General features: G+C 33.9%; 10 protein-coding genes. 8 read left to right on the top strand and 2 right to left on the bottom strand.

Features of this window, described 5'->3' with window-relative positions; all coding sequences use genetic code 11:
• The first annotated feature begins 24 nt into the window (after window positions 1-24).
• From CDV25_RS06585 to CDV25_RS06565, 5 genes are all read left to right on the top strand, one after another.
• Complete coding sequence (locus CDV25_RS06585) at window positions 25-1,596, top strand: multicopper oxidase family protein (protein ID WP_108911277.1); 1,572 nt, start codon at window positions 25-27, stop codon at window positions 1,594-1,596.
• 1,141 nt (window positions 1,597-2,737) lie between these two features.
• Complete coding sequence (locus CDV25_RS06580; RefSeq protein ID WP_108911276.1) at window positions 2,738-3,541, top strand: hypothetical protein; 804 nt, start codon at window positions 2,738-2,740, stop codon at window positions 3,539-3,541.
• 154 nt (window positions 3,542-3,695) lie between these two features.
• Window positions 3,696-5,402 (top strand): DNA phosphorothioation system sulfurtransferase DndC, encoded by a 1,707-nt coding sequence (dndC, locus tag CDV25_RS06575; protein ID WP_108911275.1) that lies wholly within the window; start codon window positions 3,696-3,698, stop codon window positions 5,400-5,402.
• A complete protein-coding gene (locus CDV25_RS06570) occupies window positions 5,403-7,400 on the top strand; it encodes an AAA family ATPase (protein ID WP_108911274.1) in 1,998 nt (665 codons plus the stop codon). It begins immediately after the preceding gene.
• Window positions 7,401-7,409: 9 nt separating this feature from the next.
• Entirely contained in the window at window positions 7,410-8,906 is a 1,497-nt protein-coding gene (locus CDV25_RS06565) for an FtsK/SpoIIIE domain-containing protein (RefSeq protein WP_108911273.1), read from the top strand.
• 208 nt (window positions 8,907-9,114) lie between these two features.
• Here CDV25_RS06565 and CDV25_RS06555 read toward each other — a convergent pair whose 3' ends face one another.
• Both CDV25_RS06555 and CDV25_RS06550 read right to left on the bottom strand, forming a co-directional pair.
• Complete coding sequence (locus CDV25_RS06555) at window positions 9,115-10,656, bottom strand: Na+/H+ antiporter NhaC family protein (protein ID WP_108911272.1); 1,542 nt, start codon at window positions 10,654-10,656, stop codon at window positions 9,115-9,117.
• A gap of 47 nt (window positions 10,657-10,703) precedes the next feature.
• The gene (locus tag CDV25_RS06550) at window positions 10,704-12,203 is read right to left on the bottom strand and encodes a CoA-acylating methylmalonate-semialdehyde dehydrogenase (protein ID WP_108911271.1); all 1,500 of its coding nucleotides are present in this window, start codon (window positions 12,201-12,203) and stop codon (window positions 10,704-10,706) included.
• Window positions 12,204-12,729: 526 nt separating this feature from the next.
• Here CDV25_RS06550 and CDV25_RS06545 point away from each other — a divergent pair.
• From CDV25_RS06545 to CDV25_RS06535, 3 genes are read left to right on the top strand one after another with little or no spacing between them, the layout of a single operon-like run.
• Window positions 12,730-13,644, top strand: coding sequence for a sugar ABC transporter substrate-binding protein (locus CDV25_RS06545; RefSeq protein ID WP_108911270.1), 915 nt, complete (start codon window positions 12,730-12,732; stop codon window positions 13,642-13,644).
• 21 nt (window positions 13,645-13,665) lie between these two features.
• The gene (locus CDV25_RS06540; RefSeq protein WP_108911269.1) at window positions 13,666-14,745 is read left to right on the top strand and encodes an ABC transporter permease; all 1,080 of its coding nucleotides are present in this window, start codon (window positions 13,666-13,668) and stop codon (window positions 14,743-14,745) included.
• Entirely contained in the window at window positions 14,742-15,536 is a 795-nt protein-coding gene (locus CDV25_RS06535; protein ID WP_108911268.1) for an ATP-binding cassette domain-containing protein, read from the top strand. The genes CDV25_RS06540 and CDV25_RS06535 overlap by 4 nt, the downstream gene beginning before the upstream one ends.
• Window positions 15,537-15,548 lie beyond the last annotated feature (12 nt).

Genomic DNA, 15,548 nt, shown 5'->3' with positions numbered 1-15,548 from the left:
ATCAAAATATATAAGGAGAAAACAATGAATAGAAGGCAATTTTTGCAGTTTAATGCCCTTACTTTAGCAAGTGCTTCTTTAGGTTATGCAGCAAGCGGGATGTCAGAACATAATATGAAAAATATGATGAATATGCCTATGACACACAATATGGGTGCTATGAATATGGGTGATATTGATACTTCTTTTATCCAATTTGCTCCAGATAATACCAGGCTTTTAAATCGAAAAGTCTTTCTAAGTGGAGAAAATTTAGCTCCCTTAAAACTTTTGGAAAATGAAAGCAAAGAGAAAAATTTTTTTCGTGCAAGTATAATAATTGCAGAAAGTGAAAAAGAATTCGTTAAAGGTAAGAAAACGCTTTGCTTTACTTATAATGGCTTGGTTCCAGGACCTAAGATAGAAGTGTATGAAGGCGATACGGTTGAAATTCTCGTAAAAAACAAACTTAAAGAAGCTACAACCATTCATTGGCATGGGCTTCCTGTGTCTCCTGAACAAGACGGGAACCCGCACGATCCTATTTTACCAAATAGAGAAAGAATATATCGTTTTAAGTTACCTGAAAATTCAGCAGGCACTTATTGGTATCATCCGCACCCACATTATTTAACCTCAAAACAAGTTGCTAGAGGTTTGGCAGGAGTTTTTGTCGTTAAAGCAAAAAAAGATGTTTTATCGCATTTAAAAGAACAGGATTTAATGATAAGTGATTTGCGTCTTGATGAAAAAGCTCAAATCCCTGAAAATACTCTTTCTGATTGGGTGGATGGACGAGAGGGAGAATTTGTGTTAATTAATGGGCAGTTTCAACCTCAAATAATTTGTAACGAAATTCAACGAATCCGCATTTATAATTGTTGTGCTGCACGTTATCTTAATTTGCGTATTCAAGGAGCAGAATTTATCCTTGTTGGGACAGATGGAGGACTTTTAGAACAAGCCCAAACGCTTAAGGAGATTTATTTAAATCCTGCTTCACGTGTAGAAGTGCTTATAAAACCTACACAAAAAGGCAAATTTAAACTTGAAAGTCTCTATTACAATAGGAATAAAATGCTTACTAAAGAAAGCCAAAATAGTCTTGTGCTTGCGGATATTTCTTTACAATACACTCTTAACGAATTTCCTCAAACTTTGAGAAAATTCGAGCCACTTAAACCCCCAAAGGCCTTTAAAGAAATTATAATGAGTGAAGCAAATATGGTAGCAATGCAAGGCTTAAACGATAACAATGAAAAAGAAATTAAAACAGCTTTGGTTTCAATGTTTCAACTTAATGGAAAAAGCTTTGATATTAAACGCACTGATTTGTATTCTAAGCTTAATGAAGTGGAGGAGTGGGTTATTATTAATGATTCTGATATGGACCACCCCTTTCACATACATGGCACACAATTTGAACTTATAAGTTCAAAGCTCAATGGGATAGTAACAAAAGCACCATTTCGAAGTTTAAGGGATACAATCAATGTGCGTCCTAATGAAGAAGTGCGGCTAAGAATGGTGCAGAACTTCAAAGGCATACGGATGTATCATTGCCATATCTTAGAGCACGAAGATTTAGGAATGATGGGAAGCTTAGAGGTGCAATGAGGTTTTATAAAGATTGCCTGGTCTTTGTTTGATTTTTTCTTGTAAGCTTTTTATTAAAGTAAGCAGAAGTATTCTTGCAAACAGAGAAAATAAACAAAATTCTTTAAGTTTGGATGAAAGTAAAAATGTTTATATTGTAGTTTTGGTGGAATGTTTGTAGTTAGTATAAAGCTTTAAGTTGTGATGTTTGTGAAATGATGGTTTAATCCTTTGGATTAGAAATTATAATAGGGGTATAAAGACATAAAGCGCAAAAGGCTGCAAACATAAAAATCCCCGAAAAATACTTATCATAACTTCTCTAATGTATCATCTTTTAACCATTTAAGAGAAAATAGAAAAAAATCGCAATAAAAGCGATACTAATATAAAGAAACCATTGTTTGCAAAATATTAAGATTCTTGTCTCGAAAAATTGGTGATATTATCCTCACTTTCTTAGGAGATTATTCTTTTAACTTTTGAAAGTCTTTGCTATTGTCTAAAAGCAGTGGATTAACTAAAGGGGTTATAAGTGTAACATTATCTAATACCAACATTAATGATAAATTTTTTATTTTTAGGAGAAGTTTTGCGATAGAGCTTATACTTAAGTTTTTGTATTTTTTTATTTAATCTGGCAACTAAATCTGAATTTTTAGATTTTAAAAGTAGATCTAAAGTTGTGATATTTCTATAATGAATTTTTAAAAGGAACTAGAATGAAGCAAGAAAATACCTTACAATTGCATTCAAGTTTCTTTTGATAGAATCATATTAATATAAAGGAGTAATGATGCACTATTTTATTTATCCAAGCGGGGGGGGGGGCAGAATAATATAAATACTCACTCCTACGAGTTTTTAGACGATAAAGAATCATCCACTTCCCTAAAATCCAATGCACTCAAAATCATACAAGCAATAAACGAGAATCACGCACAGCTTCTACTCTCATCACCTAATTATTTTGACATATTGTTACAAAACGCTCTTGAATGTGGCATTACAGAATGTTTTAATGGCATAGAGTTAATAGCAAATCGCATAAATACACACTTCAAAACAAAGTTTGCAGGAGAAAAACGACTCATTGCGATAATGTTAAAATGGTTATGAATTAGAGCAAAAACACTTAGGGGACATACTAGAGAGGCTAAAAATGTGTGGCTTTAAAATTATCTATATAATTGCTTTTTCAAGTCGTTGGTTTAACGGACTTAAAGCCAAATTAGATGAAAGTGGAGAGGATTATATTGTTGCTGAATTTGAGTTTTTAGAAGCTTTAGATTTTTTTCCATTTTTGATTGAACAAGCCGATGCGATTAAGGTAAATAGTGCAGTTAAGAGTTTAAAGATTTTTACAAGTATGGAGCAGTTACATAATGCTCTGCTTTTGCCTAGAAGCTACTGCGAAGCACAGAATCTCTCCTTTAATTGGGCTTCTTATATCAATATCCATTTTAATAGTATTTATGATAAAGTGCTAGAGCGACAGAAGTTTTATGATATATTCCCAAATCCCTCCCCGCGTTTTATCAAAGGGGGTTATCCAAGTATTGATAAGCAGAGCAAAATGCAAGTGAAGCATGATATTGTGAGGGATACGATAGTTTTTATATCCTCCACGCCTTATACTGATCTATTGCAGGGATTCCACAATCTTATTAATATGCTTTTGGATGAGGGGTTCCGTGTGCTTTTTAAGCCAGACCCATCACATTGCGAATGTAAGCATTTAGAGGATGATTTTGTGAGAGAACTTATAGGGAGGGAGAATTTTGTATATTACGAGTATGAACCGCGATTAAACGAAGAAGAGTTTAGTCGAGCCATTGTATTTGTAAGCACACTTTCTTCCACCGCCTATTCCTTTCCAGTTATTTGTAGGCGTCCAACTATTTTACTCTATCCACCGAGTGAATATGAAAAGGAGCTTTTGCGCACCCAACAAACACAACCTTAAGATGTTCTAATGTAGCTATATAGAAAGATTTGAATACAAAACTTAGTTACTAAAGTTAGAAAGAATCTACAAAAGCTATCAAGCAGTGAAATGCCACTAGAATATGCGTAATTTAGATGATTAATGTTATAATACACTTTTTGGAGGCGTGAAAATGGGAAATATTATTGCTGAAGGCTTATCGCTTTCTTTGTTGCAAGAAAATGGATTGCCCCACTTTCATATATTTGATATTCGTTCAACCCAAGCCTTTTTGAGCGCACAATTACAAGGTTCATTCCACGCAAAAGATGAGGGAGAAATCATAGAATCTTTAGAGCATTTAGCGGGGGGGGGGGGTAAAAATACCTCTATCAAGCCTCTCCTCATCGTCTGCTTTAGCTCTAAAAAATCTAAAACCCTAGCCCAAAATATCATTCAAAACCAAAATTTTATCTCACTCTATCCCTTAAATACCATTTACTATTTAGAATGCGGGATAATGGAAGCCTTTGAAAATGGCTTTGAGCCTATCTCAAGCCCACAAAATCCTAAAAATAAATTTTCACTCATTCAATCTACCTTAGAGGAACTACAAACTAAATTTCTTGCCTCAAAGCGCACTTGGGTTGTTGCTTTTAGCGGTGGTAAGGATTCTACTTGTGCGTTGCAACTTGTCTATGAAATGCTCGTCTCTTTGCAACCACATCAAAGGAGACAGACTTATGCCATTGCTTCAAATACGCTTGTAGAAGCCCCACATATTGATAGATTTTTAAAAGAAGTAATCCATTCTATCAACTCCCACGCAAAGAAAAACAATATCCCCTTTGAAATCCTGCAAGTTAGCCCAAGCTTGAAAGATGATTTTTGGGTCAATCTCATTGGCAAAGGTTACCCTAGCCCGACAAGGACTTTTCGGTGGTGCACTGATAGGTTGAAAATCACTCCAACTAAAGCAGAAGTTGCTAAAATCACACAAAAATATGGCTCGGCTCTTTTGATACTAGGTTCAAGAAAGGCAGAATCAAGCAATCGTAAAAAATCCATAGAAAAGAGAATCCTAAACGAAGAGGGTTATTCCCAACATCACGACTTCCCCGATACGCTTACTTTTTCACCCATTGCAGAGTGGAACACCGATGAAGTATGGGCGTATCTTAGCACACATAAGCCTTTGTGGGACAAAGACCATAGCGAATTATTTTTGCTCTATGCCAAAGCAAGTGGTGAGGAGTGTCAGTTTATCACAGATTTAAGTCAAAGCAGTTGTGGTGGCTCAAGATTTGGTTGCTGGGTATGCACGGTGGTAAGTGAGGATAAATCAATGCAGGGTTTTATAGAATCTGGAGAGGAGAATCTAAAACCCCTCAATGAATTTAGAAATTACATTAAAGATTTAAGGGAGGATTGCAATGCAAGGGCAGATTATAAACGCGATGGCAGAGCGGTGTATAAGGTTGGAGGACTTGGTCCATTTTTAAGCCATATTCGTGTGGAGATTCTAAAAAGACTTTTGCAAACAGAGCAAGAATTTATACAAAATGGCGGCAGTAGGCTCATCACAGATTCACAAATTTATGCGATACAAGAGCAGTGGAACAAGGAATTTGATTTTGAAAATAAAGCAATACAACTTGCACAGGAGGTAGGACGAATGAAAGATGAAAAATTAAAACAAAGCAGGGTTTTGCATAAGGAGATTTTGGCAGAAGTGGCAGACAGGCTGGATTCTAAAGAGCTAGAGAATCTCATTAGCACTTGTATAGACATTTATAATACCACAGGTTTAAGGGGTAAAAATAATGCTTCAAGCAAAATAAAGAAAGAAATAGAAAAGCTTGTAGAAGATAAAACAAGCAAGCAAAGAAAGGAGGCATAAATGTTTATATCAAAAATCACCATTTCCAATCTTTTTGCTTACTATGGAAAAGTGGAGATAGAGTTTAAAAAGGTTGAGGGAAAGAATCTCTATTGCATTTATGGCAATAATGGCTTTGGCAAAACAAGCTTTATCCGTTGCGCGAAATTGCTTTTTTTGGGTGCTGGTGTGAAAGAAGCAGAGATTCCAAATGTTATCCAAAGATTTGCACCGCATATTAAATCGACTAGACAATTACTTAGAGGCGATTCAAAAACTTGGGCTGGAATCTTAAACAAAGCAGCGACAAAAGAGGGATTAGAGGATTTTTTTATCTCTTTTGAGGGCACTTTGGGAGATAAAAGCTTTGTCCTCACTCGTGCTTTTACAAATGTTTATGGTGAAATTGAGGAAAAATTAATATTAAATCTTGATAAAGAAATTTTGAATGACGAAGAAGCACAAGAGAGAATTGGCACAATTTTACCTCCAAATTTAACAGAATTTTTCTTTTTTGATGGCGAGGAATTGGGAGAATTGAGTAATAATTTGCGCAAAGAGTTTCAAGGAAAAATTGAGGAAATATTGCAAATTAAGCCATTAGATACGCTCATTAAACAAATTCACAATTATAAAGATGAGCTAATGACAAGAGAAATAACGAGCAAAGAGCAACAACACGCACTTGAGGACAAAATACAAGATAGACAAAAATGTGAGTTAGACTTGAGCCACAACAGAGAAAAACTTAAAAGCATTGAGCATTTTATTGAGGAAAAGTCTAGCCTAATAACACAAACACAAAAAAGGATTGAAAAACTAAGTGCAGATTCTAGCAAAGAACAAGCAGAGCTTATTGGCGAAAAAAATGAGTTGGATAAAGAACTTGTTGCTTTAAAAGAGAGATTAAAGGAAAGCATAAAAAGTGTGATTTTTGTAAGTAACGAAGCACTTTTGCAAGATTTAAGAGCGCAAATACAAAAATTACAATCAAACAATTCTGCAAGTGATATTGAAACACTTAAAAGGCTTTTACCTGAATTTAAAGCATTTATGAATGAAGAGCTTGAAAACAGCGAGTTGTTTAAAGCACTTGATATAAAAAGCATAGAAGAGATTATAGATAAATTTCCAAATAAGCTAGAAAGCAAGGGATTTGCCCATTCTTTTATTACGCATAATATGCTTATGCCATTAAGAGAATCTTTAGCAAGACTTGAAAATGTGGGTTTAACACAAGATATAAAAGAGATAAAAAGCGCAAAAAATAAACTCGCACAAGTAAAAAATTACATAGATGAATTAAGCAGTGATGATAGCACAAGAGAAAAACAAAAAGCACTCAAAGAGGAAGTAAGCGCATTAGAGAGTGAAAAATCCCAAAAAGAGGAGGAAAAAGAAAGGTTAAAAGATGATTTAAGAAAATTAGAATCAACAAAAGAACAGCTTGATAAAGAGATTGATTCTTTAAAGCAAAATATCAATACAGAGCGCATTGATAGTAAGTTAAGGATTTTGGAATCTTTAAAAACTAGCTTAATTCAATATAGAGAAAAGTTGAATGATAAGCTAAGAGATGAGCTGCATTCACTTATTTTGGAAAATTATCAAAAACTTTTACCCAATGATAATATCAAGGAATTAAGCATTCGTGAGGATTTTGAAATAACACTCAAAGATGAAAATGGAGAACTTATTATTGTAGAAAATCAAAGCAGTGGGCAAAAGCAGATTCTAGCGATTGCGATTTTTTGGGCTTTAAGCAAATTATCAAACTCTAATCTACCCATTATCATTGATACACCACTAAGCAGGATAGATAGGGAAAATAGGGCAAGAATTATACAAAATTATTATACGAGCAATGCACAGGTGATTATTCTGCCCCATAGTGGAGAAATGGGAGAGAGGGAATATGGATATGCAGAGCGTTACCTTGCGCAACTCTATAAGATAGATAACCAAGCAGATAGAAAACACGCCACTATTAAAAGGGCAAGAAAAGAAGAAATTTTATAAGGAGAGAAAATGGCAGATTTTAATACAAATCATCGCGAAGAACTTGTGATAAGTAGAGTGAGAGAAGGGTTTGACTTCAAAGAAGAAAATGATTTTTCAAAATATTTTGCTTTAAGAGTGGCTCTAGCTTGGGCACTCAATGTACCTTGTTTGCCATTAGAATCTCCAGATTGGGAACGCAAAAGGCTAGAGGGAGAGAGAGGCAAAGAATATCACCTAGAGCAAATCACAGGCAAGGGCAAGGACAAAAAAGAGGATTTTGATTTGCTCATTCGCTCAATGCTGTATATCAAGCACAAAGAGGAGTTAGATAGGGAGAAAAAAGATATTTTCAGTGATGAAAAAGAATATTTGAAGATTTTAAGTCGCTATATTCAAAGGGGGCTTTATGAGCTTGATAATACCTATAAATCAAGTGATTGCTTTTATCAATGGTGTTTGGATAATTTATCTTTATCTTTTAAGCAAGAGAGGCAAATAAAAGAAAATCTCAAAAACAATGATGCGGGTTACTTTCCTAAACTGCAAGATTATTTCAAAAAACAAGGAATTGGCATTAGACTGATAAATGAAGAGGATTCCTATCGGCATCATATTTGCAAAATTGAGCTTTTGGATTCTGCTAAGATTCAAGCCTTTAAAACAAAAAGTCAATATCTTGATGGTGAGTTAGGGCAGAGCATTTGTATTGAGCAAGTTAAGGGCATCAGTAGAACATATAGTGTGCAGATTTCAAAGCCTAAAGAGCAATGGCGAAAACTTGGTTTGTCCGAATTTAAGCAAGGCTTAGAAGTTTTGCATAAGCAAAATTTTGAACTTGGCGTTTTTGCCGGAATGAGTGTGGAGAAAGAGCCTGTTTGCTTTGATTTAAAAGCTGCGCCACATTTGCTTGTAGCAGGACAAACAGGAGGTGGAAAAAGTATACTTTTAAAAAACATACTTTTGTGTTTATTGCGCAATCAAAATATTGAGATTTTTATCATTGACCCAAAGGCGGGAGCAAGTTTTGCAGAGTTTAGTGGCAGGGAAAATATAGAGATTTTAGGTGATGTAGATAGCGCAAATGCTTTTGTAGAATCTCTTGCAAAGGAAATGGATTTTCGCTATGCAGCCCACGAGCAAGGTCAAAGTTGGGATAATTTCTCATATAAAATTTTAATCATTGATGAGGTAAATGACCTCATTATGCAAGATAAAGAGGTTTTGCATTTTCTTAAAAGGTTGGGCGTTAAGGGTAGAGAGAGCAAGATTCACATTATCGTAGCTTCGCAAAGACCAGATTTCAACACACTTGGAGTTTTGCGCTCAAATCTGCCTAGTCAAATCGCCCTAAAGGTTAGTAACTATAAAGAATCTAAAATTATTTTAGATGAAACAGGAGCAGAAAAGCTCACAGGCAATGGAGATATGCTTATCAAACTTGGCGATAGTAGCAGCCTACAAAGAATCATTGGCATATATCTTACAGAGGAGGAGATACAAAATCAGCTTAAATCCATATCTTAATTACTTTAATGCAAAAATTATAATACACCGCAGGAATCTCAAAAGATAAAAGAGTTCCAATGCTCACAAGCGAGAGTTTCAAAGACTTTGTGCTAGAAAATCTCAAAAGCACATTAGAGGATACACCTTATAGCTTTAGCGTGAAAAATTCTTTGTTATTATAAATTTACGCTATTGGTTGAAAGGCGCAACCAATTTGCTTGTTTAATTAAGCGTAGGCTTTCTTATACAATCCAAAAATTCCCAATAATAGTAAAACACCCAATCCATAGCCTAATAGAATGGAATTAAAATAACTTGCTATAGCAAAGCTAACAAAAGCTACTAAAGCGGTTGTGCTTACATAAGGCAATTGTGTGATAAAATGGCTTTCTACCGAACAACCTGCACCTGTTGCTGATAATATTGTAGTATCTGAAATAGGTGAAGCGTGGTCTCCATAAACAGCACCAGAAAGCACAGCAGACATTACAAATGCAAATTCTACATTATTAGTGGTTGCTAAATTTAAACCAATAGGTAGCATAATTGCAAAAGTTCCCCAGCTTGTGCCCGTGCAAAATGCAATAAATGCAGAGATAATAAAAGCTGCTAAAGGAATAGCTACAGAAGCATAGCCTACCCCGCCCTCTAGCCAGACTTTTGTAAGATTGGCTAAGTAGATTCCTGTTTGCATATCTCCTTTGATAACTGGACCAATACTCCAAGCAAGCACCAAAATAAAGCTTGCCGGAATCATCGAATAAGTGCCTATTTTGAAAATAGGGAAGAAGGCTCTTTTTTCTAAATATTTCCACGAAATTAAAAGATTAAGGACTAAAGCTGCAAATCCGCCCCAAAAGAGAGAGAATCCTGTTTGAGTATTTGCTAACATTTCCAATAAATCAAGCTTACCACTTTCTTTATAGCCTGTCCATAAAATCAAAAGTGTAATAAAACCAATTAAAGCAAAAATGGGGATAATTAATAATCCTATATGACTACCTTCTTTTTGGGTGGTAGAGAGAAAGTCACGAACTCCTCTATTTTTGTATTTTTTCATAGCAGGGAGATTTATTTGCCAATAAATGGTCAAAAAAACTGCAAAAAGAGCAAACCAAGCATAATAATTCCCCCAGATACTTGAGAGCAAAACAAAAAAATCTTGCCCTTCACCTAATGTTGCCATTATTCCTAAGATATAGGCTCCCCAGCTTGAAATAGGCATTAAAATACATACAGGGGCTGAGGTTGAATCAATAATATAAGCAAGTCTCTCACGTGTAGAGTGATTAGCATCATTTAAAGACTTTGTGAGTTGTCCAACGGTTAAAGCATTAAAATAATCATCAATGAAAATTACAATACCAGCAATAAAAGCTAAAAATTCTGAACCCTTTGCGGTATTGACTTTATTCCTTGCCCATTGCACAAAAGCGGCTATTCCTCCAGAGTAGGCTATCATTTGTGTGATGATTCCTAAGATGATTAAGAAGCCAAATACATAGAGATTAGAACTTTCCCATTGAATATTACCAGTTTCATCAAAACTATAAAAAACACTAGAAATGCTTTTATAAATATAAACAAGCACATCCCATAGACTACCAATATTAAACGAATTCCCATTTGTGGTAGCGTTATGATAAGTTACCATAACACCGGCTATAGCTATACCAATAAATAAAGACAAAACTACTCTTTTGGTGATAAATACAAGTGCAATCACACAAAGAGGAACAACTAAACTTAAAGCAGAATCTCCATACATAAAAATAATACCCTTTAATGAATATATTGATAATAAAACATAATTTATTACTTAGAGTGATTTTCTTGAAAATTGAAAACAATATCTTCCTTGTTTTCTTCCAAGAAATACTTTTGCGTAACAGTTTTTGTTTCGGTATAAAAATTAATCGCTTGTTTTCCATAAGCGTGTAAATCTCCATAAAATGAACCTTTCCAACCTGTAAATGAAAAGAAAGGTAATGGAACAGGAATAGGTACATTAACCCCGACTTGCCCTACAGTTACTTCTTTTATAAAGTAATTTGCACAGGAGAGTGAATTCGTAAAAATTGAAGTGCCATTACCAAATTCATTTTGATTAATAATTTCTAAAGCTTCATAGATATTATTGACTTCTATGATACATAAGACAGGAGCAAAAATCTCTCTTTTGTAAATCTCCATATGTGTTTTTACTTGAGCGAAAACACAAGGACCTAGCCAGTTTCCATCTGGATAACCTTCAACTTGAATATTTCGACCATCTAGTATTAGGTTTGCTCCTTCTTTAATGCCTGTTTCAATTAGATCTTTTACACGCTTAAGAGATGCTTTAGTAATAAGCGGACCATAAGCTGCATTAGGATCATTCCAAGCACCGGGTTTAATAGCTTTTAGTTTTTCTATTAGGCGTGGAATATATTTTTTAGAATCACCAACAAAAATGGCAACGGATATAGCCATACATCTTTGTCCAGCTGCACCCATTGAAGCACCAATTAGAGCGTTAATTACTTGTGTTTCATCAATATCAGGCATAATTACCATATGATTTTTCGCCCCAACTAAAGCTTGAGCTCTTTTAAGATTATGAGTAGCTTTTGAATAAATATAGGCTCCGACTTTTGGAGAGCCTACAAAGGAGTAAGCTTTTATTAGAGGATGTTCTAAAAGCATATCTACTTGTTCTTTTTGTCCATGGACAACTTGTAATAATCCTTTGGGTGCTCCACTTTCTAAAAATAATTCAGCTAATCTCATAGCAGTTTTTGGAACCATTTCAGAAGGTTTTAATATAAAAGCATTACCAGCGACAATAGCTAAAGGAAACATCCATAAAGGAATCATGCCCGGAAAATTAAAAGGTGTGATTCCTGCACATACGCCTAAAGGTTGTTTATAAGAAAATGTATTCATTTCTTTTGCGACATTTTCAATGGTTTCTCCCATCATTAAAGTGGGTGCAGAACAAGCAAATTCTACAACTTCATAGCCACGTGTCAAATCGCCTTTAGCATCATCAAAAGTCTTACCCTGTTCCATTGAAAGAATTGTAGCAAGCTCTTCTAAATTGTCTTTTATTAATGCTTGGTATTTTAACATAACTCTTGTTCGTGCCATAATAGGCGTATTTTTCCATTGTAAATAAGCCTCATTAGCGAACTTAATTGCTTCATTAATCTCCTCTTCTAGCATACAAGGAACTTTGGCTATACATTCTTGAGTGAGTGGAGATAGCACATCAACAAATTGCTTTGTTTGGCTCTCAATAAAATTTCCATTGACTAATGCTTTGATAATTTCCATAAGAATCACATCCTTAAAATTAAAATATTGCAAAAATACTTTGTATTGAAATTGCCCTTAAAATAATTTAAGTTATTTCTCTTAAACCTTTAATATTCTTTAAAGTCATGAAAACTTTAATAAAATTTCACTTAGCATCCTATAAAAATTATTCATCTCATTTCTTTATTGCTAAATATATTTTTAATTTTAGGAATATCTATTTTTGTGATACATAAAGCACTTCAATGAATACCAAATAAAGTATGTCAAACTATTTTTATTTGGCAAATTTCAATAAAGAATATATGGTATTTATGACATTCTCCCTTTTTAAGTATTTGTGTTTTAAAACTATAGTTTAAATGTTAAAAAATTGACAATATACATAAAAGAAATCTTAATATTATCAAAAATATATGTTACAAAAATACACTGCCACAAATCAAGTTTGTTACAAATTTTCAAAATACTTTTCTTTATTTATGAAGTTCTATCATAATAACAATAACATTTTATTTTTAAATAGTGATAAGGAGTGTTAGTGATGTTAAAAAAGTTTTTAATAGTTAGCATATTTTGTTGTATGGCTTTAGCAAAGGATGTCAATATCGTGTTTATTAGTGGTGGGAAGGATACTGATCCTTTTTGGAATGTTGTGAAAAATGGTTTTCAAGATGCGGGTAAAGAACTAAATATCAAAACAGATTATCGCAATTCCCCAACAGGAGATTTAACGGAGTTGGCAAGATTAATGCAATCAGCAATTTCAAAAAGACCCGATGGTATTGTTGTTACTATTAGAGACAGGAATTCTTTAAGCAAGGAGATAAAAAGAGCTATTGATTTAAAAATCCCTGTGATTAATGTTAATTCTGGACAGGAATACACAAAAGAATTAGGAATCTCAATGTTTATTGGAATGAATGAATACCGTGCTGGTTTGTTGGCAGGACAAAAAGTAAAAGAAGAGAGAGGAGATGCTATTAAAAGTTTTGTATGTGCAAATCATGATATTACTAACTTTTTGCAAGAACAAAGATGTCAAGGATTTGCCGATGGTTTAGGTATTAAAAATGATATGGTTGATGTGGGACAAGATCCTACAGAGATTCAAAAAAGAATTGAACCTTTTTTAACAAAAGTAGATGCAATTCTTACAACAGGACCACAAAGCACTGAACCTGTGATCAATTTGCTTAAAAACAAGAAATTAAATAATAAACCTTATTTTGTGGCTTTTGATCTGAGCAAGGATACCGTAAATGCTATTAAAAACGATATGATTGCTTTTACAATTGATCAACAACCTTATTTACAGGGTTATTTGCCGGTTATTTTCTTAAATAAATATGTTCGTTATGGGATGTTGCCTAGTCAAGATGAGATTCTTACTGGACCAGCATTTATAACAAAAGATAATGTCAAATTTGTTGAAGAATATGCGGGTAAATATAGATAAATTAATATAAAAGGAGTTTTTATGGCAGATGAACGTCTAAAAGAAGAAAGTATCTTTTTAAGAGTTTTAAAAAGACCTGAATTCCCACCTGTTTTAGGTGCAATTCTAATTTTCGTAATTTTTTCTTTTTTGGCAAGTGGGGATATGTTTTCTCTTGAGGGTGTCCTGTCATGGACTGAACAAGCTTCTTTAATTGGGGTTTTAGCAGTAAGTGTTTGTTTATTGATGATTGCTGGTGAGTTTGATTTATCAGTTGGATCAATGATAGGGTTTGCTGGAATGATGATAGCTATTTTTGTCGTTGAATTTAAAATAGATCCAGCAGTAGCTATTGTGCTAACCTTTATCTTTTCAATATTTATTGGTTTTTTGAATGGTTATTTGGTTATTAAAACAAGGTTGCCCTCTTTTATCGTAACATTGGGAACTTTATTTATCCTAAGAGGTTTAACTGTCGCTTTATCAAGGCTTTTTACTAATCAAACTCTTGTTTCAGGAGTTAATGAATACACAGCAGATAGTGTGTTGGCTGCATTTTTTGGTGGTGAAACCTTTACGAGCCTTTTTACATTTCTTGCCCAAAGTGGTATTATTGCTACTTATGATGATGGAACTCCTGTTGTTACAGGTATTAAAATGGTTGTAATATGGTGGATTGGTTTAACAATTTTGGGTGTTATTTTGTTGCGTTTAACAAAATATGGAAATTGGATCTATGCGACAGGAGGAGATGAGCAAGCTTCTAAAAATATGGGAGTTCCTACAGATAAAGTTAAAATTTGCCTTTTTATATTTACGGCAGTATCTGCAACCATTTTTGCTACTTGTCAAGTTTTTGACTATGGTTCAGCAGATGCACAAAGGGGTATTTTAAAAGAATTTGAAGCCATTATTGCTGTTGTTATGGGTGGAGCATTGCTTACTGGAGGTTATGGAACGGTGATTGGTGCTTCTTTAGGAGCATTGATTTTTGGTATTGTCAATATTGGTATTAGCTATACAGGTATTGATAATGATTACTTTAGAGTTTTTTTAGGCTGTATGCTTTTAGTAGCGGTGATTTTTAGCAATTCTGTAAGGAAAAAGGTGATGAGACAATGAGTGCACCAATTATTCATATTGAAAATATTACGAAACATTTTGGGAATATTATTGCTTTAAATGGAATTAGTATGGATTTATATCCGGGTGAAGTAATGTGTTTATTAGGGGATAATGGAGCAGGAAAATCTACCCTTATAAAAACTTTAGCAGGTGTGCATGAAAAAACTTCAGGTGTTTATAAAATTAACGGTAAAGATGTTATTCATCCTACTCCCCAAAAGATTTTAGATGAAGGCGTAGCGACAGTTTATCAAGATTTATCTACAATTCCTTTAATGTCGCTTACAAGAAATTTCTTTTTAGGTAGAGAAGATGAGATTCTAAAGAAAATCCCCTTTTTAAATATTCTGGACTTTAAAAAAGCAAATAAAATCACTATTGAAGCTATGCAGGAGATAGGTATAAATGTGCGGGAGCCTTCTCAACCTATTGGCACACTAAGTGGAGGGGAGAGACAATGTCTAGCTATTGCAAAAGCCGTGCATTTTGGAGCAAAAGTTTTAATACTTGATGAACCTACTTCTGCTTTGGGAGTTGCACAATCTTCAATGGTTTTAAAATATATCTTACAAGCTAGAAAAAGGAATCTAGGTGTTATTTTTATTACGCATAATGTTTTTCATGCTTATGCAGTAGGGGATAGATTTACTATTCTTAATCGTGGAAAAACTTTAGGCACTTTTAAGAAAGATGAAATTACAACGGAGGAATTGCAAAACAAAATGGCTGGAGATAAAACTATACAAGATTTAACAGCTGAACTTGGCGAAGCGACAAAAAACCTATAATGGAGAAAATTT

This window comes from Helicobacter apodemus, from assembly GCF_003097575.1.
Taxonomy (GTDB): Bacteria; Campylobacterota; Campylobacteria; order Campylobacterales; family Helicobacteraceae; genus Helicobacter_D; species Helicobacter_D apodemus.
This window is presented reverse-complemented; position numbering and strand designations above follow the sequence as displayed.